Source organism: Bradyrhizobium sp. Unk1 (assembly GCF_059512345.1).
Genome location: NZ_JCAMOP010000008.1, coordinates 133,467 through 152,802 on the forward strand (window position 1 = coordinate 133,467; position 19,336 = coordinate 152,802).

The 19,336-nt window shown below is 65.1% G+C and carries 16 protein-coding genes; 6 read left to right on the forward strand and 10 right to left on the reverse strand.

Features of this window, described 5'->3' with window-relative positions; translation table 11 throughout:
- The first annotated feature begins 89 nt into the window (after positions 1–89).
- Entirely contained in the window at positions 90–536 is a 447-nt protein-coding gene (locus AC5ZFO_RS12630; protein ID WP_282520197.1) for a hypothetical protein, read from the forward strand.
- A 258-nt stretch (positions 537–794) separates the two neighbouring features.
- The gene (locus AC5ZFO_RS12635) at positions 795–2,378 is read left to right on the forward strand and encodes a sensor domain-containing diguanylate cyclase (protein WP_282520196.1); all 1,584 of its coding nucleotides are present in this window, start codon (positions 795–797) and stop codon (positions 2,376–2,378) included.
- A 16-nt stretch (positions 2,379–2,394) separates the two neighbouring features.
- On the opposite strand, the gene AC5ZFO_RS12640 is transcribed toward AC5ZFO_RS12635, so the two are convergent.
- From AC5ZFO_RS12640 to AC5ZFO_RS12650, 3 genes are all read right to left on the reverse strand, one after another.
- Positions 2,395–2,955, reverse strand: a complete 561-nt coding sequence (locus AC5ZFO_RS12640) for a carboxymuconolactone decarboxylase family protein (protein WP_282520195.1) — start codon at positions 2,953–2,955, stop codon at positions 2,395–2,397.
- A gap of 108 nt (positions 2,956–3,063) precedes the next feature.
- Positions 3,064–4,227: a PLP-dependent cysteine synthase family protein gene (locus AC5ZFO_RS12645; protein WP_282520194.1), complete on the reverse strand. Its 1,164-nt coding sequence runs from the start codon at positions 4,225–4,227 to the stop codon at positions 3,064–3,066.
- A gap of 106 nt (positions 4,228–4,333) precedes the next feature.
- On the reverse strand, positions 4,334–4,798 hold the full coding sequence (locus AC5ZFO_RS12650; RefSeq protein WP_014490456.1) for an Lrp/AsnC family transcriptional regulator: 465 nt from the start codon (positions 4,796–4,798) through the stop codon (positions 4,334–4,336).
- A gap of 162 nt (positions 4,799–4,960) precedes the next feature.
- Between AC5ZFO_RS12650 and AC5ZFO_RS12655 the strand changes: the two genes are divergently transcribed.
- Entirely contained in the window at positions 4,961–5,974 is a 1,014-nt protein-coding gene (locus AC5ZFO_RS12655; protein ID WP_028153143.1) for a 1-aminocyclopropane-1-carboxylate deaminase, read from the forward strand.
- A gap of 147 nt (positions 5,975–6,121) precedes the next feature.
- Here the strand turns inward: AC5ZFO_RS12655 and recQ are convergent, their stop codons facing one another.
- The 5 genes from recQ to AC5ZFO_RS12680 all read right to left on the reverse strand — a co-directional run bounded on the left by recQ (position 6,122) and on the right by AC5ZFO_RS12680 (position 13,338).
- On the reverse strand, positions 6,122–7,987 hold the full coding sequence (recQ, locus tag AC5ZFO_RS12660) for a DNA helicase RecQ (RefSeq protein ID WP_282520193.1): 1,866 nt from the start codon (positions 7,985–7,987) through the stop codon (positions 6,122–6,124).
- Positions 7,988–8,291: 304 nt separating this feature from the next.
- Positions 8,292–9,035, reverse strand: a complete 744-nt coding sequence (locus AC5ZFO_RS12665) for a polysaccharide deacetylase family protein (protein WP_308776720.1) — start codon at positions 9,033–9,035, stop codon at positions 8,292–8,294.
- Between the two features lie 106 nt (positions 9,036–9,141).
- Positions 9,142–10,143 carry a homoserine O-succinyltransferase MetA gene (gene metA, locus AC5ZFO_RS12670; protein ID WP_282520191.1) on the reverse strand — a complete coding sequence of 334 codons (1,002 nt, stop codon included), beginning with the start codon at positions 10,141–10,143 and terminating at the stop codon, positions 9,142–9,144.
- 12 nt (positions 10,144–10,155) lie between these two features.
- The gene (locus AC5ZFO_RS12675) at positions 10,156–11,457 is read right to left on the reverse strand and encodes an O-acetylhomoserine aminocarboxypropyltransferase/cysteine synthase family protein (RefSeq protein ID WP_028159608.1); all 1,302 of its coding nucleotides are present in this window, start codon (positions 11,455–11,457) and stop codon (positions 10,156–10,158) included.
- A gap of 306 nt (positions 11,458–11,763) precedes the next feature.
- Entirely contained in the window at positions 11,764–13,338 is a 1,575-nt protein-coding gene (locus tag AC5ZFO_RS12680) for an amidase family protein (RefSeq protein ID WP_282520189.1), read from the reverse strand.
- 259 nt (positions 13,339–13,597) lie between these two features.
- Between AC5ZFO_RS12680 and AC5ZFO_RS12685 the strand changes: the two genes are divergently transcribed.
- A complete protein-coding gene (locus tag AC5ZFO_RS12685; protein ID WP_282520188.1) occupies positions 13,598–14,416 on the forward strand; it encodes a uracil-DNA glycosylase family protein in 819 nt (272 codons plus the stop codon).
- Complete coding sequence (locus tag AC5ZFO_RS12690) at positions 14,413–16,023, forward strand: amidohydrolase family protein (protein ID WP_496122120.1); 1,611 nt, start codon at positions 14,413–14,415, stop codon at positions 16,021–16,023. The genes AC5ZFO_RS12685 and AC5ZFO_RS12690 overlap by 4 nt, the downstream gene beginning before the upstream one ends.
- Positions 16,024–16,030: 7 nt before the next feature.
- Here the strand turns inward: AC5ZFO_RS12690 and AC5ZFO_RS12695 are convergent, their stop codons facing one another.
- Both AC5ZFO_RS12695 and AC5ZFO_RS12700 read right to left on the reverse strand, forming a co-directional pair.
- On the reverse strand, positions 16,031–17,065 hold the full coding sequence (locus AC5ZFO_RS12695; protein ID WP_282520186.1) for an aldo/keto reductase: 1,035 nt from the start codon (positions 17,063–17,065) through the stop codon (positions 16,031–16,033).
- Between the two features lie 10 nt (positions 17,066–17,075).
- Entirely contained in the window at positions 17,076–18,257 is a 1,182-nt protein-coding gene (locus tag AC5ZFO_RS12700; protein ID WP_496122121.1) for an MFS transporter, read from the reverse strand.
- A 98-nt stretch (positions 18,258–18,355) separates the two neighbouring features.
- Between AC5ZFO_RS12700 and AC5ZFO_RS12705 the strand changes: the two genes are divergently transcribed.
- Positions 18,356–19,306 (forward strand): LysR family transcriptional regulator, encoded by a 951-nt coding sequence (locus tag AC5ZFO_RS12705; protein WP_496122122.1) that lies wholly within the window; start codon positions 18,356–18,358, stop codon positions 19,304–19,306.
- Positions 19,307–19,336: the final 30 nt, after the last annotated feature.

Sequence of the window (19,336 nt, forward strand, 5' to 3'; positions counted from 1 at the left end):
TCGCTGGCGGATACTGCTTGACCCTGGGCGCGATCACGTTCCATCTAGCAACGGTTCCGTCATCAAATCGCCACGCGTCGGATTGTCACGTGTCCCATCACGGCCCATGGCACCGTCAGGCTTTGCGCGCTGCTGCGATGGGGCTGTTTTGTCTGACGATGTCGGTGGGCGCTGCCTTTGGCGCTGACGAGGATGAGGACAAATCCGCAAAGCCTGATGTCCCGAACATCTATCTCGACCTCCGCACGACCTATGCGACGATTCCGGCGGGCACGCTCGGGCTCGGCTTCGGCAACACTTCGCTTTCAGCCGCGTTCGAAGCGCTTGTGGCGCGACGGGGCACGACGCTGCCGAACGGCCTGCCGGCCGCGAAATTCATTGCCGTCGACCTGCCGCTGACCGTGGACGTCAGCGACCGCGTGTCGCTCTATGGCGGCGTGTCCGGCTCGACCTCGACCGCATGGATGACAACGACAACCGCCTGTTCGGCATCACCGCGGAGATCGCCTGGATGCCGAAGCCGGCCTACCAGGTGACGTTGCGCACACCGCTCTACGCGGTACGCAACTGACTGCCGCCGCGGGCGATTTTCGATCAAGCGCAGCACCCGCAATTGACCGGATGGCTCGGTACGGAACCGGCGCCTCAAAGCTTAAGGCATCAGCCGCTTCGCATTACGCGTCAACCGGTTGTTAATCCTCATCCCAAAACATCGATTGCGTTACACCGCCGCAAGGATCCTTGCGCGAAACTGGACCGACCTTTCGCATCGCGTTTCGCCTTGGAGGTTGAGAATGTCCCGCTTGGTCCCGGAACGGACGTTCCTCGCTGGGAAGATCTTCTTCAATTTTGGCCAGTCGTCGATCGATTGCGTCGTGCGCCGGCTGTCCGAGGAATCTGCGACGCTCGAGATGGAGAGCGGCATCGGCGTGCCCGAGCGATTCCAGCTCAGGCTTGCAGGGCGCGAGAGCCTGACCTGCCGCGTGATCTGGCGATCCGACCGTCAGGTCGGGGTCGCCTTCGAGCAGCCGGGCGGCGTCGAGCGACCAGCCGGCGAGGAGCGGGAACGCTCGTCCGACGCGCTGATGCGCAGCCAGATGCTGGCGTTGCGCGCCGCGCTCGATCATGTGCCGACCGGTATCGTGCTGCTCGACTCGCGCCTCAGGGCGCGCCTGATCAACCAGTCGTTTCGCCAGATGTGGCGCCTGCCCGACGAGGTTGCCGACAGCAATCCATCCATTCTCACGCTGCTCCATCATGGACGTGACACCGGAGCCTATGAGGTGCCGGACCCCGACCTCGATGGCCTGATCACGGAGCGTGTTCGTGTGATCGAGGCGGGCGATCCGACGCCGATCGATCTGCGCCGGACCAATGGCGATGTCGTGCGCGTCCAGGTCACGCCGTTGCCCGATGGCGGACGCATGCTGACCTACACGCCCGTCACCGACATCGTGCGCTATTCCGACGAGTTGAAGCTGCTGCGCGATGCGCTGGAGAATGTTCAGGATGGCGTCCTCCTTCTCGACCCCGACCTGCGCGCCACCTTCATGAACCGGCGCATGCGGCGCTTTTGGGAGGTCAGCGAAGACGAGGCCGCGAACCGGCCGACCTATTCATCGCTGGTGCGACGCCTGCATCGCGCCAGCGCGCCCCATCTTCCAACGAGCGAACTCGCGAAATTTCCGGCGAGACGCGTCGAAGAGGTCAAGGCCGGCGATCACGTGCGCGACCTGCAGACGCCGGACGGCCGGCGCATCAGGGCTCATTGCACCACGATGTCGAATGGCGGCCGCATGCTGACCTATGTCGACATCACCGATCTGACGCAAAAGGCCGCGATGCTGGAGACGCTCGCCACCACCGATCCACTCACCGGCCTCTACAACCGCCGCCACTTCCTCGACGGCCTCGATGCGGAATGGAGCCGTTTTCAGCGCTATTATCGTTCCGTCTCCGTGCTGATGCTCGACATCGACCACTTCAAGTCGGTCAACGATCGCTACGGCCATGCGGTCGGCGACGCCGCGATCAGGGCGGTTGCGGCCGCGTGCCTCGACGGCAAGCGCAAGTCGGACATCGTCGGCCGCCTCGGCGGCGAGGAATTTGCGGTTCTCCTGCCCGAGACCAGCCTGTCCCGCGCGAGGACGGTGGCCGAACGTATCCGCAAGCGCGTGATGAGCGCGCAGGTCTTTGCCGACAAGGTTCAGTTCGGCCTCACCGTGAGCATCGGCATGGCGGAAGCCACCGTCAGCATGTCCGGCATCGACGCGCTGATGGGCGCCGCCGATCATGCGCTCTACCAGGCCAAGGCCGAAGGCCGCAATCGCTGCATCGCCTGGGCGCCCCCACCGCCTGCAAGGAAGGCGGCGGAGTGATCGAAGGACGCGGCGTCTAATCCGGCACCGGCACGTCGAACGTGTTGAGCGTGACCGAGACCATGCAGTAGACGCCGACGAGATAGGACAGCTCGGCCGCGCCGTGCTCGCCGAACTCCTTCACTGCGGCGCGCCAGGTCAATTCCGGCAGCACGCCGCCGCTGACCAATGCGGACGCCACGTCGTAGGCGATGGCCTCCTGCTTGGTGAGATCGACCGGCCGCTGCCCCGCGACGATGGTCGCGAGCTTCTCGTCGGAGAGGCCGCGCTGCTCGGCAACGAGCACATGAGCATAGAGCTCATAGCCGGAGCGGAAATGCGAACCGGTGACGAGGATCGCGACCTCGCGCACCGGCGCCGGCAGAAGCGGGTTCGACGCGATTGCCTTGACCAGCTCCCACACCGGCTTGCCGAAGCGCGGCTCGCGGATCCAGGGATTCCAGGGCCCGAGCAACGCGCCGTCGTCGCGCATGTTCACGAAGCCCTTGAAGTGGTCCTTGATGCCGGCTCGCATGTCGTCATAGAGCGGCTTCTGTTCGTCGGTCAGATCTTTCGGATCGAGAATGGGAAGGCGCACGGCAGGATCTCCTCGTTGAGAAGAGGCGAAGCTCACCCGCGTGCGCACGCATGGCAAGTGAAGTTGCCGTGACGATCGTGCCATTTTGCCAGTGCAGGGAGACGTCGGCTATGCTGCCTCGGGGCCTGGTACGATCTGTGGATTGGCGACGTCGTCGACGTCGAGCGTCAGCGGCTCGCCCGTCGTGAGGAACGACGACAGGGCCGCCTCGAACGGCGCAGGATCGAGGCCGCGCCCCTTCAGCCATTCGGGCTCGTAATAGGTCTGCCGGTAGCGCTCGCCGGAATCGCAGATCAGCGTCACCAGCGACCCTGATACGTTCGCCTGTCGCATCTCCGAGGCGAGGCGGCACAGTGCCAGGAAGTTGGTGCCGGTGGAGCCGCCGACCGCGCGGCGCAGCCGGCGCGACAGCACGTTCATCGCCGCGATCGTCGCCGCATCCGGGATCTTCATCATGCGGTCGACCACGCCCGGGACGAAAGAGGGTTCGCAGCGTGGCCGGCCGACGCCCTCGATCAGCGACGGGCGTTCGCAAATGTGAGAGCGGTCCTGCGTGCGGAAGCAGTCGAAGAAGGCAGAATGCTCGACATCGGCGACGCACAGCCGTGTCGGATACTGGCGATAGCGCAAGTACCGTCCGATGGTGGCCGAGGTGCCGCCGGTGCCCGCACCCATGACGATCCAGTCGGGAATCGGACGCGGCTCGCCCTGCAATTGCGTGAAGATCGATTCGGCGATGTTGTTGTTGCCGCGCCAGTCGGTGGCGCGCTCGGCGAAGGTGAACTGGTCCATGTAGTGGCCGTTCAGCCGGGCGGCGAGCGCGGCGGCTTCCGCGTAGAGCGCGCGGCCGTCGTCGATCAGATGGCAGTTGCCGCCATAATGCTCGATCGCGGCGATCTTCTCGGCCGAGGTCGTGCGCGGCATCACGGCATAGAACGGCACGCCGATCATCTGCGCGAAATAGGCTTCCGACACCGCCGTCGATCCCGACGAGGCCTCGACCACAGGCGTGCCTTCGCGGATGTGGCCGTTGCAGAGCGCGTAGAGGAACAGCGAGCGCGCCAGGCGGTGCTTCAGGCTGCCGGTCGGATGCGTGGACTCATCCTTGAGATAGATGTCGATGCCTGACAGCGCCGGCACGATCAGCCGGATCAGATGCGTGTCGGCCGTGCGGCACTGGTCGGCCTCGATCGCGGCGACGGCCTCGTCCACCCAACCGCGCCGATAGGCCGGCCCGGCCGGATTGGGGTGGCGGAAGGGGAATGTCTGCATGGCCTGAATCTCCCATGATGCGGATCGCGCATCAAGTGCGCCGGATTTTGTTTTGACGCGTTTTCTGACGCGAACCGGTTTCCACTTCGCTGGAAAGCGCTCCGGCTCAAAACTCCAGCGGTGCGTTGTCGACGACCTCCTTCATCACGAAGAAGGTGCGGGTCTGGCGCACGCCGGGCAGCGCGATCAGCTGTTCGCCGTGGATGCGGTTGAAATCCTCCATGTCGCCAACGCGGATCTTCAGGAAGTAATCGAAGTCGCCGGCGACGAGGTGGCAGTCGAGCACGAATTTCAGTTTTGCGATCGCCTGCTCGAAGATGGCAAAGCTTTCCGGGGTCGAGCGGTCCAGCACGACTCCGACCATCACCAGCGTGCCTTTCGCCACCTTCTTCGGCGCGACCATGGCGCGGACCGCGGCGATGAAGCCATCCTCGAACAGGCGCTGGGTGCGCCGATGGCAGGTGGCGGGGCTGATGGCGACGGTTTCGGCCAGTTCAGCGTTACTCAGCCGGCCGTTATTCTGAAGCAATCTCAATATCTTGAGATCGATACGGTCGAGCCGGGATGCCATGGAAGAAACTTCCTCTATTTGATGTTTTTCTGGAAGAAATATTAGAGATTGGAGCGAAACTCGCAAGATTGAATGCAATATCGATGCAGCATTCGAGAGCACATTCCTCGTGACGCGTGCTAGTCGCTGCGGCCAGATCAACGCCAATCGGGATGACCAATGATGCTGGACAAATTCGCGCGCTATCCGCTGACCTTCGGCCCGACGCCCATCGAGAAGCTGGAGCGGCTGTCGAAGCACCTCGGCGGCAATGTCGAGATCTATGCCAAGCGCGAGGACTGCAATTCCGGCCTCGCCTATGGCGGCAACAAGCTGCGCAAGCTCGAATACATCATCCCCGACGCGATCGCCTCGAACGCGGACACGCTGGTCTCGATCGGTGGCGTGCAGTCCAACCACACCCGCATGATCGCCGCCGTCGCCGCCAAGATCGGCATGAAGTGCCGCCTGGTGCAGGAAGCCTGGGTCCCGCACGAGGACGCCGTCTATGACCGCGTCGGCAACATCATGCTGTCGCGCATCATGGGCGCCGACGTGCGCCTGGTGGACGACGGCTTCGACATCGGCATCCGCAAGAGCTGGGAGCAGGCGATCGAGGAGGTGAAGGCGGCAGGCGGCAAGCCTTACGCGATTCCCGCCGGCGCCTCCGTGCACAAATTCGGCGGCCTCGGCTATGTCGGCTTCGCCGAGGAAGTGCGCAAGCAGGAGGCCGAACTCGGCTTCAAGTTCGACTACATCGTGGTCTGCACCGTCACCGGCTCGACTCATGCCGGCATGCTGGTTGGCTTCGCCGCCGATGGCCGCGCGCGAAAGGTGATCGGAATTGACGCCTCGTTCACGCCGGCGCAAACGAAAGCGCAGGTGCTCTCGATCGCGCAGAACACCGCCAAGCTCGTTGAGCTCGGCAAGGATATCGTCGAAGATGACGTCGTGCTGATCGAGGACTACGCCTATCCCGCCTATGGCGTGCCGTCGGAAGAGACCAAGGAAGCGATCCGCCTCACCGCACGGTTAGAGGCGATGATCACCGACCCCGTCTACGAGGGCAAATCGATGCAAGGCCTGATCGACCTGACCCAGAAGGGCCATTTCGAGAAGGGCGCAAAGATTCTCTACGCCCATCTCGGCGGCGCGCCGGCGCTCAATGGCTACGGGTATGCCTTCCGGAACGGCTGAAGCATAAGGGAGGCGGGACGACTCTCGCCTCGCCTATCTTCGTAGCCCGGATGGAGCGCAGCGTAATCCGGGACTCGTACAATACGGAAAGACTGCCCCGGATTTCGCTTCGCTCCATCCGGGCTACAAGCTACGGGTCAGGATGCCCTACCGCGTCTTGACGATCTGGAGCAGCTCGTCGCCGTAATGCTCGAGCTTCTTGTCACCGATGCCGGGCACGTTGCGGAGCTCGTCCAGCGTCGTCGGCCAGGCCCGGACGATGCCGTCGATGGTGGCATCGTGCAGCACGACATAGGCCGGCACGCCGCGTTCGCGCGCGATGTCCGAACGCCAGGACCTCAGCCGCGCCCGCAATTCGGGATCGACATCGCCCTGCGGCGCGTTGGCCGCAGGCGCGAGGTCACCACGGCGGGATTTTGTCCGGCTCGCGCGAACACGCGCGCCCGGCACTTCCTCGCGCAGCCAGACCTCGGTCTCGCCGCGTAGCACGCCGCGCGCGCTCTCCGTCAGCTTCAGCGCGCCGAACGCTTCGCTGTCGCTGTACAAATGCCCCATCGCCACCAGCTGCCGCAGCACCGTGCGCCACTGCTTCTCGTTCAGCTCGCGCCCGATGCCGAACACGGACAATTTGTCGTGGCCGAACTGCGTCACCTTTTCGGTGAGGCGGCCAATCAGGACGTCGATCAGCTGCATCGCACCGAAACGCTGCCCGGTGCGATAGGCGCAGGACAGCAGCTTCTGCGCCAGCACCTTGCCGTCGCGCATCTTGGGCGGCGTCAGGCAGTTGTCGCAATTGCTGCAATTGCTCGCCGTCTCCGCCTCGCCGAAATAGGCGAGCAGCCGCTTGCGCCGGCACTGCGCGGTCTCGGCGAGGCCGACCAGTGCGTCGAGCTTGCCGATCGACACCCGCTTGAAATCGTCAGAACCGCTGGACTCGTCGATCATGCGGCGCTGCTGCACGATGTCGGAGAGACCATAGGCCATCCAGGCCGCCGACGGCTTGCCGTCGCGCCCCGCGCGCCCCGTCTCCTGATAATAGGCCTCGATGCTCTTGGGCAGATCGAGATGGGCGACGAAGCGGACGTCGGGCTTGTCGATGCCCATACCGAAGGCGATGGTCGCGACGATGACGATGCCGTCCTCGTTGAGGAACCGGTCCTGGTTGCGCGAGCGTATGCTGCTGTCGAGCCCGGCGTGATAGGGCAGCGCCGCAATGCCGGCGTCGTCGAGCGCGGCGGCAACCTCCTCGACGCGATTGCGCGACAGGCAATAGACCACGCCGGCGTCGCCCGCATGCCGCTCCCGGATGAATTCTTTCAACTGCGACACCGCGTTGCGCTTGTCGACGATCTCGTAGCGGATGTTCGGACGGTCGAAGCTGGAGACGAATTGCGGGCTGTCGGCAAGCCGGAGGCGCTCGACGATCTCCTTGCGGGTCAGTTCGTCGGCGGTCGCGGTCAGCGCGATGCGCGGAACGTTCGGAAAACGTTCGGCGATGATGGAGAGGCCGACATATTCGGGGCGGAAATCGTGGCCCCATTGCGAGACGCAATGCGCCTCGTCGATCGCGAACAGCGCCACCTTCGCCTGCGCCAGCAGCGACAGGCAACGCGGCGTCACCAGGCGTTCCGGCGCGACATAGAGCAGGTCGAGATCGCCCGCGATCAAGCGGCGCTCGATGTCGGAAGCTTCCTGCAGCGTCAGCGACGAGTTCAGCGCGGCGGCGTTGACCCCGGCCTCGAGCAGGCCGGCGACCTGGTCGCGCATCAGCGCGATCAGCGGCGACACCACGATACCGCAACCTTCGCGCAGCAGTGACGGCAATTGATAGCACAGCGACTTGCCGCCGCCGGTCGGCATCAAGACCAGGCAATTGCCGCCATCCGTGACGTGCCGGATGATCTCGCCCTGTGCACCACGGAACCCCGGCAGGCCGAACACCGAATGCAGCACCGACAGCGCGTCGCGGCCGTTGGCCGGCGCAGGCAGCGGGGCGGTGGAGGGAGCGGACATGGGCGCGTCGGGGCAAGGCCGTAGGATTCGTCACAAGGCCAGTCGCATGACCGCGCGGGCATGGCAAGACTGTTTGCGGGGGCACGACGTTATCTTCCCCTCGCCCCTTGTGGGAGAGGGTGGCTCGCCGCGGAGCGGCGAGACGGGTGAGGGGTCTGTCACTGCGAATTCGATAGGGATTGCTTTTGCGGATGCAACCCCTCATCCGGCGCCATAGCCGAAGCTTTGCTTCGGCGTTCTCAAGAACGGCGGCCGAAGGCCGCCTATGCCACCTTCTCCCACAGGGAGAAGGAAAGAAGAGCAACTACGCCCCGATCCGGCGCAGCGCTTCCGCCACCGTCACGATCGGCATGTCGCGCTTCCCGGCCGCCTCCAGCGCATGGCGCATCAGGTGCGGCGTGCAGCCATAGGGGCTTGGCGCGTTGGCGACGTCGTGGCCGTAGAAGATCAGCCATCCGCCGCTCGCGACCGCCTCGTCGAAATAGCGATCGACGCCAGCAATATCGATCTCGCGATCGACCAGGGGCGAGGCACGCAGGAACTGGAGGTCGATGACGTCGCGATTGACGCCGGGAAGGATGCCGCGCGCCGAGCGAAAGACCTTTGCGAGTTGCGGTTTGCGCCAGACCGAGGCGATTCCATAGGGATAAGCGAAGTTCTCCAGCACGATCGAGGAATCGATGGCATGGAAATGGCTGCGGTTACGCTCGATCTCGCGCGCCATGGCCGCCTCGTCGAGATCGGCCGAGCTCTGGTGCGAAAAGGTATGGCAGGCAATCTCGTGACCGGCCCGGTGAAGCCGCACGATCGCATCGTTCGACAGGCCGTGCCAATGATCCGACGGACGATCGATCAGGCTACCGGCGAGGTAATAGGTGCCGCGGCCACCATGCGTCTCCAGAAGCGTGGCGCCCTCGCCAGCGGCGCTATCGGGCGCGTCGTCAAACGTGAAGCTCACCATCGGCGCATGCGCAGGCAGCCGGTGCGGCACGGCACGGAAATGCCGGGCCAGCCGATTGCTCACGCGTCCCTGGAGTGCCGACCACACCGACTGCGTTTCCTGCGATTCCCTATTTCTCTACTGAAACATTCGTGCGCTGGTGGAGGCAAGCCTAACGCCCGGGTAATCCTAATGCGGAACCAACGCCCTTCGTCTAGCGTGCCAGGACCGAAATATCGGCTTCCGCACCGAGATATTGCAGCCAGTTGCGGAAAAGCGCCGCCGCGGCGCTGCCGGCGGCGATATCGGCGCGCAGCTTCAGCGCAGGCAGTTCGTTGGTGAGCGCCGGGTGGCGCTGTTGGGTCGCCTTCTTCTCGAAGCGGGCGAGCTTCTCTTCCGTCGCTGCGTCAAAATAACTCACGGGCAGGTGCGGATAAGCCTCGCGCTCGCGCGCGAGATAGCGGCCGATATCGCGCAGATATTCGCGCTGGAGCGACAGCGCATCGTATTCCGGATGGCCCTGGAAGAACACGAAGCGGCTGGCATATTGCCTGACGAAGATATCGACGCCGGCCTTTGCCGAACGCGTCAGCACCTGGTAACCGGCCTGCGTGAGGTCGCTCTCGGCGATCTCGTTCAGGCGGGAATGGGAGACCTTGAGGGGCGCAGGCGCGGCGCGCGTCAGCGGATCGTTCGTCGCAGCTTCGCAATCGAAAACGCCGTGACATTTGGCCGGCAGCCGCCGCCGTGCGATGCCGTCGAGATGCAGCACCGCCGCATGCGCGGCGAGGCACGACCAGATCGTCGAGCGCGTGTTGACCTTGGCCCAGTCGATCAGGTCGGTGAGGTCGCGCCAATACGGCTCCTGGTCGAGCTCGGGCGCGACCGGCTCGGCGCCTGTTACGATCAGCCCGTCGAACTTGTGATGCCTGAGCTCGCTGAGCTCCGAATATTCGCTCTCGACATGCCACTTCGCCTCGGGCGACCGCTTCACCGAGGGCAGCGAGAAACAATGGAAACGGATACGGCGCGGACCTGCGGCCGCCTGGAGCAGCCGCATGAACTGCCGCTCGGTCGCCTTCAGCGCCGGATCCGGCATGTTGTTGATCAGGCCGATCGTGAGATCGGCGAAACCGTGGTCGCGCGCGAGATCGCCTTCGGCCGGCACCAGCGCCGGGCTTGATATCCCTTGATCCCTGTCGATCAAGATCGTCATCGGCGCCGTCGCCTACTCCGCGGCCTGGAGGCGTGCCGACGGGCAGGCCTTCTCGAGCGCCTGGTCGATGTCCTCGATGATATCTGCGGAATGCTCGATGCCGATCGACAGGCGGATCGTCTCCGGCAGCACGCCGGCGACGCGCTGCTGCTCCGCCGACATCTGCCGGTGGGTGGTCGAGGCCGGATGGCACGCCAACGACTTGGCATCGCCGATATTGACGAGGCGCGTGATCAGCTTCAGCGCATCGTAGAAGGTCTTGCCGGCCTCCATGCCGCCCTTGATGCCGAAGGTGAACAGCGAGGAGGCGTTACCGTCCAGATATTTCTGCACCAGCGGATAGTACGGGCTGTCCGGGAAGCCGGTGTAGTTGACCCAGGCAACGCGCGAGTCCTTGCGCAGGAATTCGGCGACCTTGCGCGCGTTCTCGACGTGGCGCTCCATGCGCAGCGCGACGGTCTCGATGCCCTGGAGCAGCAGGAAGGCGTTGAACGGCGACAGCACCGAACCCATGGTGCGCTGATAGACGCTGCGGGCGCGCTCGATATAGGCGGTCCGGCCGAAGCGCTCGGCATAGACGAGGCCGTGATAGGAGGCGTCGGGCTTGTTGTAGGCGGGGAAGCGGTCGGCGTGCTTGGCCCAGGGGAAGTTTCCGGAATCGACGATGGCCCCGCCCAGCGTGGTGCCGTGGCCGCCCAGGAACTTGGTCAGCGAATGCACGGCGATGTCGGCGCCGTAATCGAACGGCTTGAGCAGGATCGGGGTCGCGACGGTGTTGTCCACGATCAGCGGCACGCCATGCGCGTGCGCGATCTTGGCGAGAGCCTCGATGTCGCAGACATTGCCGGCGGGATTGCCGATGGTCTCGGCGAACACGGCGCGCGTGTTCTCGTCGATCAGTTTTGCGATCGCATCCGGCTTGTCGCTCTCGGCGAAGCGGCCGGTGATACCCTGGCGCGGCAGGATGTGCGAGAGCAGCGTGTGCGTGGTGCCGTAGAGCTGCGGCACGGAAACGATGTTGCCGCCGTGATCGGCGACGTTGACGAAGGCGAAATGCAGCGCAGCCTGGCCGGTCGCGACCGCGAGCGCGCCGACGCCGCCTTCGAGCTGCGCGATACGCTTCTCCAGCACCGCGCTGGTCGGATTGGCGATGCGGCTATAGCGAAAACCTTCGGCCTCGAGATTGAAGAGCGCGGCGCCGTGATCGGCGCTGTCGAAGGCATAGGCCGCGGTCTGGTAGATCGGCACGGCAACCGCGTGCGTGGTGGCTTCGGGCTCGTAGCCGGCGTGAATAGCGATCGTCTCGTTGCGCATCGTGCCACCTCCGCGTGGAGCGGGCCGCACTTATTGGCCTGTATGAGGCATGTGCGTTGTCCGCCGTTCCTCTGTTAGAGGCGGGTGGTAAAGCGGACAATAATTCGCCTAGAGATCGAGGAAGTAACCCTAACGCTTGTTGGTGAATTGGCTAAAACTTGAATCGAATTGGATTAATGAATTCGTACGCCCTAGCCTCGCCGCGGCGCCATAGCCGATGCAAGGCATCGGCGTTCTAAGGGACGGCGGCCGAAGGCGCCTATGCCACCCTCTCCCCTCGTCGTGGGAGAGGGTGGGACCATCACCCTATTCCATCGTCTCCCAGAGCCGGCGGGCGAGCACACCGGCACGCTTCTCGATCGCGGCCGCGGCATCGAGCGCGAGGTCCTCGCGATAGCGGCCGGCGATCAGCTGCACGCCGATCGGCTTGCCGTCATGCAGGGTCACCGGCACCACCGCGCCGGGCAGGCCCAGCACGTTGATGGCGGAGATGAAGCGGATCTCGCCCCAGAAGATTTCCTTCACGCGATCGGCACTGACGGTGTCGTCGCGCGGTCCCGGCGTCGGTTTCACCGTGGTCGGCGCCAGCACGACCGGATATTCCTCGAAGAACAATTGCCAGGCGCGGATATGGCCGTTGCGTGCGGCCGTCGCCTGCATCCAGGCCTTGATATCGAGCACATTGGCCTTGGTCTTCATGCCGCCCCAGGCCTTGTGGAAGTCCTCGGACGTCACCTTCAGCATGCCGGCTTCCTGCATCACCATGGTCTCGTTGGTGATGATGTCGCACCAGGTCTGCCAGACGCCGTCGATGTCGGGGACGTCGACCTCGCTGACGCGATAGCCGGAACGCTCGAGGTGATCGGCGGCCTGACGCAGCGCCGCGCGGACGGACGGATCGACGTCCATATCCCCCGGGATCCTGGCCAGTGCGACCTTGATCGGTCCCTTCGGCTTCGGCCCGGCCAGCGGCGCCGGCACCCACCAGGGATCGCGCGGATCGCGCTGGCTCATCACATCGAGCGCGAGCCTGATGTCGCCGACGTGACGGGCGAGCGGGCCCTGCGCCGACATCAGATGCGCCAGCATCGGCCGCTCCGCGGTTGCGCTTCCATTGAAGGCGGGGATGCGGCCCTGCGTCGGCTTGATGGTGGCGACGCCGTTGCAATGCGCCGGCCAGCGCAGCGAGCCGCCGATGTCGTTGCCATGGGCGATGGTGCCGATGCCGGCGGCCACCGCCGAGCCCGCGCCGCCCGAGGAACCGCCGCAGGTGATGTTGGGATCCCAGGGATTGAGCGTCAGCCCGTGCAGTGGATTGTCGGTGAAGCCGCGGAAGGAGAATTCCGGCGTGTTGGTGAGGCCGATGACGATCGCGCCGGCTTTCTTGAGATTGCGCACCACGGGCGAGTCCGACGGCGCGACAAAATCCTTGTTGGCGGGCACGCCGTTGAAATTCGGCCGGCCTTCGTAGTCGACATTCTCTTTGATGGTGATGGGCACGCCGTGCAGCAGGCCGAGCACGCCGCCCCTGCCGCGCTGCTTGTCGGCCGCATGCGCAGCCTTCAGCGCTTCCTCGCTGAGATCGACGACGACCGCGTTCAGCCGCGGATTGACGGCGCGCATCCGGTCGAGATGCGCTTCGACGGTCTCGACTGCTGAGATTGCGCCGTTGCGGATCGCGGCCGCGGTGTCGACCGCGGACCATTGCCAGACCGGCCCTTTCGGACGGCGTGCCGTGGCCGACTTGCGCGGCGCCGGCTTCTTGACCGTCTTCTTGGCCGCCTTCGCAACGGCCACCTTGCGGGCGGTGCTCGTCTTGACCGAGGTCTTCGTTACTTTCCTTGCAACACTTTTCTTCTTGGTCGCCGTCTTCTTCGCCACGCCGCATCTCCAAAAATTGCGCGGCGGAAGTTAAGGAGATCACGCGAGCGTGTACAGGTGCGTTTCTGCATGGCGCGTCGCCGCGACGCTCTGCCACGGGCCGGCGCGAGAGACGTGCATGAACCTTTGGCCCCGCTCTCCTGACCCATATACTGGTTGAATGGTGGAACAAACGACCGCCAAGATTGTGCCATATTGTGCCATGGCGATCAGGTTTTTGACGTAGCTATTCTGACCGCGACACATCGGAGCATTTGCCATGCTCGTGGAATTCGACAGCGGATACGACCAGCAGCCCTTTCGCGATCTGTGCGCCGACTATCCGGCCGCTGAAACCTACGATCCCAACGATTTCCGGATTGAATGGGGGCCGATCTTTCATCGCGGCCGGCTCGACGGATCGGCGCGTGTGCTCGTGGTCGGTCAGGATCCCGCCCAGCACGAGACGATCGTGCGCCGGATCCTGGTCGGCACCGCGGGGCGCCGCACTCAGGGCTTTCTCGCCAAGCTCGGCATCACGCGGAGCTACGTGATGGTGAACACCTTCCTGTACAGCGTCTACGGGCAGAGCGGCGGCAACAAGCACAAGAACGAGCCGGGCATCGTCGACTATCGCAACAAATGGTTCAAGGCCGTGCTCGCGCCCGGCAATATCGAGGCCGTTGTCTCGCTCGGCGGCCTCGCTGACGAGGCGTGGAAGGCCTGGCTCAAGACGTCCGATGGCGCGGCCTACAAGACCCTCGCGTATCAGCACATCACGCACCCGACCTGGCCGGAAAGCTCGGCCCATGATAACGCGACGCGGGCCGCGAACACCAAGATCATGCTGACCAAGTGGAATGCCGCGCTCGCGGCTCTCGCACCCGAGGTCCAGCATCCCGACGTGCCGACGACGCTCGTGCCCTATGGCGACGCCTTCAAACCGACCGAGCTCTTCGACATCATCGCGAAGGATCTCCCGGCGGGACTGCCGGCCTGGATGCGCGGAGACACGCCATGGGCCGTGCGCCAGGGCGCCGACGCGGCCGCCAAGCGGCGCACGATCACGATCACCATCCCCGACGGAGTGATCCCGTGAACCCGGCTATCAACCCGAAGCGATGGGCGCTGAGCGGGCGGATCGTGACGATGACCGCCGAGGGCGACGTCATCAAGAGCGGGACGATCTTCATCGAGGACGATCGCATCGCCGCGATCGTACCCAAGGGACAGCCGGCCCCGGCAGGCTTCGAGGCTGTCGTTGCAGTGGCGACCGGGGGCACCATCTATCCCGGCCTGATCGAGCTGCATAATCACCTGAGCTACAACATCCTGCCGCTCTGGCGCGTGCCGCAGCCCTACGGCAATCGCGACCAATGGCAGAACGCCAAGTCCTACAAGACGTCCGTAACCGGCCCCATGAGCGCGATTGCGCTGGCCGACGACGGCTCGCTGCTGCCGGCCCTGGTCCGCTATGTCGAAGCCAAGTGCATGGTCGCCGGCACCACGACGAGCCAGGGGATCACGCTGTCGAACTGGAGCGGCACCATCCACAAATATTACAAGGGCGCGATGCGCGCCGCCGAGATCGGCAGCCCTCCCGATCTGCCGCGAGCACACTCGAAGATTCCCGACATAGATGCCGAGGACTGGGCGAAGTTCGACAACGAGCTGAAATCGTCATCGTGCTTCCTGCTGCATCTCAGCGAAGGCATCGACACCAAGGCTCATAGCCACTTCCTCGCCTTGCGCAATTCCGAGGGAGATTGGGCGATCGAGCCGTCGCTGGCCGGCATTCATTGCACGGCACTCGATGCGACCGACTTCGGAACGATGGCCGAAAACCGCGCCAAGGTCGTCTGGTCGCCTCTGAGCAATCTGCTGCTCTACGGAAAGACGACCGATGTCGTTGCGGCGCGCACGGCCGGCCTCACCATTGCGCTCGGCTCGGACTGGTCGCCGTCCGGCAGCAAGAACCTGCTCGGCGAGTTGAAGGCGGCCAAGGTCGTGTCCGCGCATTTCAATCTCGGCTTCAGCGACTACGACATCGTCTCGATGGCGACGCGCAATCCGGCCGCGATCCTGAAGTGGGATGCGAAACTGGGAACGATCGCCAGCGGCAAGTTCGCCGACCTTCTGGTCGTGAAGGGAGTCACCGGCGATCCCTACGCTCATCTGATCAAATCGCGCGAGCAGGACATCGTTCTGGTCACCATCGGCGGACGAGCCCGTTACGGGACGAAGACAGTCATGCAAAAGGCGGGTGGAATCGGCGAGGCGCTCAAGATCGGCAGCAGCGCGCGGGTGATCGACTTCACCTCGCCCGACCAGGATCCCGGGATCGAGAAGATCACGCTGGCGGAGGCGACGAGCCGCCTCCGCGCCGCGCTCGGCAATCTCGGCACGCTGCAGCCGCACAGCCTCGCCATGAGTGACGCGATCGCCCGCGGAGCGGTGTCACGCACCGGGTGGCGCCTCGCGCTGGACGAGCAGTTCGGCAACAATGTCCAACTGCGCCCGCGGCTGGAATTTAACGGCGTCAGGACCGGTCCGGATTTGGCGGCAGTCGCAGCGGCAGCCGAGCCGCTGCATCCGATCAAGCTGGATGGCCTCACGGTATCAGGCGATCCCGTTTTCCTGGACACGCTGAAGAGCGAACCCAACCTTCCCCAGGGCATCGGCGACGCGATCGCCGCTTTCTATTAGTTGTCCGTCACACCAGCGGCGGATTGAGGCGCGCAAAGCCTTCCTGGATGCGATAGGGGTAGTAGGGATAAGGCGGTATCACGGCGCTGACCTCGTCGAGACGCGTGATCTGGTCCGGGCTCAGCGACCAGCCAACCGCGCCGAGATTGTCGCGCAGCTGCGCCTCGTCGCGGGCGCCGACGATCACGGAGGAGACCGTGGGGCGCGACAGCAGCCAGGCAATCGCGATTTGGGGCACGGTGCGGCCGGTCTCCGCGGCGATCGTATCAAGCACGTCGACGATGGCATAGAACCGCTCATCGTTTACGGGCGGGCCGAACTGCGCGGTGGCGTGCAGACGGCTGCTCGCAGGGAGCGGCTTTCCGCGCCGGATCTTGCCGGTGAGCCGGCCCCAGCCGAGCGGGCTCCAGACCAGCGCGCCGACGCCCTGATCGCGTGCGAGCGGCATCAGTTCCCATTCATAGTCGCGGCCGAGCAGCGAATAATAAACCTGATGCGCGACATGGCGCGGCCAGCCGTGCCGGTCGGCGATTGAGAGCGACTTCATCAGCTGCCAGCCGGCGAAATTGGAGACACCGACATAGCGCAGCTTGCCGGCGCGTACGAGCGTATCGAGGGTCGACAGCACCTCCTCGATCGGCGTGAACGCATCGAAGGCATGGAGCTGGAGCAGATCGAGGTAATCGGTGCCGAGCCGCCGCAGCGCAGCTTCGACCGAGGCGACCAGACGATACCGTGAAGAGCCGGCGTCGAGCGGACCATCGCCCATCGGCAGGCTCATCTTGGTGGAGATCAGCACCTTGTCGCGCCGTCCCTTGATTGCGGCGCCGAGGATTTCCTCGGATGCGCCGTTTGAATAGACATCGGCGCTGTCGAACAGATTGACGCCGGCATCGAGGCAGATGTCGACCAGCCTGCGCGCTTCGTCAGCGCCGCTGCGGCCCCAGGCCGAGAACAGCGGGCCTTGGCCGCCAAACGTGCCGGTGCCGAAGCTGAGGACGGGGACCCTGAGGCCGGAGGAGCCGAGATTGCGATATTCCATGATCATTCTCCTATTCCGCCGGGCACGCGGCGACGACGGTCTGCCTGCGGTCGAGCTGGAGGCTCCATAGCGCGAGCACGAGACCGACGGCGGTGATGCCGGCCGCGACCAGCGGCAGCGCGGAGAGACCGAGCCCGCGGTCGATGGTGACGCCGCCCGCCCAGGCGCCGAGCGCGTTGCCGAGATTGAAGGCGGCGATGTTGAGGCTGGAGGCGAGCGTGCGGCCGCTGGGGCCGGCGGCTTCCAGCACGCGAAGCTGAAGCGGTGCGACGGTCGCAAAGGCCGCGATGCCGAGCAGTAGGATCAGCGCGATGGCTGCGATCTTGACCGACAGCACGGCAGCAAGGCCAAGCAGCACGATGGCGAGCGCGGCGAGCGTGCCGATCAGGGCACGCGCAAGGCCGCGATCGGCGAGCTTGCCGCCGGCGACATTGCCGATCGCGAGACCTGCACCGAAAACCAGCAGGATCGGCGACACCGCGGCTTCCGAGAAACCGGTGAAGCGCGTCAGGATCGGCTGGATATAGGTGAAGACGACGAACAGGCCGGCAAAGCCGAACACGGTCATGGCGAGGCCGAGCAGCACCTGCGGACGGCCGAGCACCGCGATCTCCTCGGAGAGCGAGACCGGCTTGTCGCCGTTGCCGACATGGCCGGGCACGAATGTGGCCACCACTGCGAAGGCGATCACGCCGATCACCGTCACCGCCCAGAACGCCGCGCGCCAGCCGAGCATCAGGCCGAACCAGGCGCCGAAGGGCACGCCCAGCAGCGTCGCGACCGTCAGGCCGATGAACATAGTCGCAATCGCCGACGCGCGCTTGTCCTCCGCGACGAGGCTGGTGGCGACCACCGAGCCGACGCCGAAGAAGGTGCCGTGGGCGAGCGAGGTCAGCACCCGCGCCGCCATCAGCAATTCGTAGTTCGGCGCCAGCGCGCAAGCCGCGTTGCCGAGCGTGAAGATCGCCATCAGGGCGAGAAGAACGGTTTTCCGCGGCATCCGCCGCGTCGCCAGCGTCAGGACGGGCGCACCGACGAAGACGCCGAGCGCATAGCCGGAGATCAGAAGTCCCGCGACCGGCACGGAGACGTGCATGTCCGCGGCGACCTGGAGCAACAGGCCCATGATGATGAACTCGGTGGTGCCGATGCCGAAGGCACCGGCGGTGAGAGCGAGGACGGCGGGAGGCATGCGTGGCTCCAATGCGAGGGACGAGCCACGCAGATAGCCGCAGCGCGGCAAAACCATTAGGATGTCCGCAATCCAATCATTTGTGACGTGAATTCAACATGGCTCGTTTCGACACCAACCGGTCCGCCGAGATGGAGGTTTTCGTCCGCGTCGTCGACTTGGGCGGATTCACCCAGGCCGCGCGAAAACTGCGCCTGACGCCGTCGGGCGTCAGCAAGCTGATCTCGCGACTGGAGACGCGCCTCGGCTCGCGGCTGATCAACCGCACCACGCGCAAGCTGACGCTGACGGAGGAGGGCCAGGCCTTTTACCAGCGCTCGTTGCGCATCCTCGGAGAGATGGAAGAGGCCGAGCGCGAGGCGGCCTCGGGCGCGGCGCCGCGCGGCCGCCTCACGGTCAACTGCAACTTTCCCTTCGGCATGCTGCACGTCCTACCGCTGATTCCCCGCTTCCTCGAACGGCATCCCGAGGTCACACTCGACCTCGTGCTGACCGACACGCTGATCGACCTGATGCAGGAACGGGCCGATATTGCCATCCGCGTCGGGCCCCTGAAAGCTTCACGCCTGGTCGCGCGAAAGCTCGGCACCAGCCGCATGGTCGTCGTCGGCACCCCAACCTATCTGGCGCGCTTCGGCACGCCGAAGACGCCGGCGGATCTCACTGAGCACCGCGGCATCGGCTGGACCTTTCCGCGCATCCGCGGCGGCTGGCCATTCCGGCGCGGCGACCGCACCGAGGAAGCCCTGCCGCCGCCCGTCGCGCGCGCCAGCGACGGCGAAATCGCCCGCCGCCTCGCCCTCGGCGGCGTCGGCCTCGCCCGCCTCGCCCTCTTCCACATCGGCCCCGACATCGAATCGGGCCGTCTCGTCCCGGTGCTGCAAAGCTACAATCCCGGCGACCGCGAAGACATCCACGCCGTCTATGTCGGCCACACCGCGCCCCTGCCCGCGCGCGTGCGCGCGTTCATCGATTTTCTCGCCGAGCATGTGCGGGTGAACGACCCCGTGCTGAAGCGGGCGGGGGATGGGAGGTGGAAGGTGGCGTGATGGGGTCAATGGCGGAGGGAGAGAATCTAG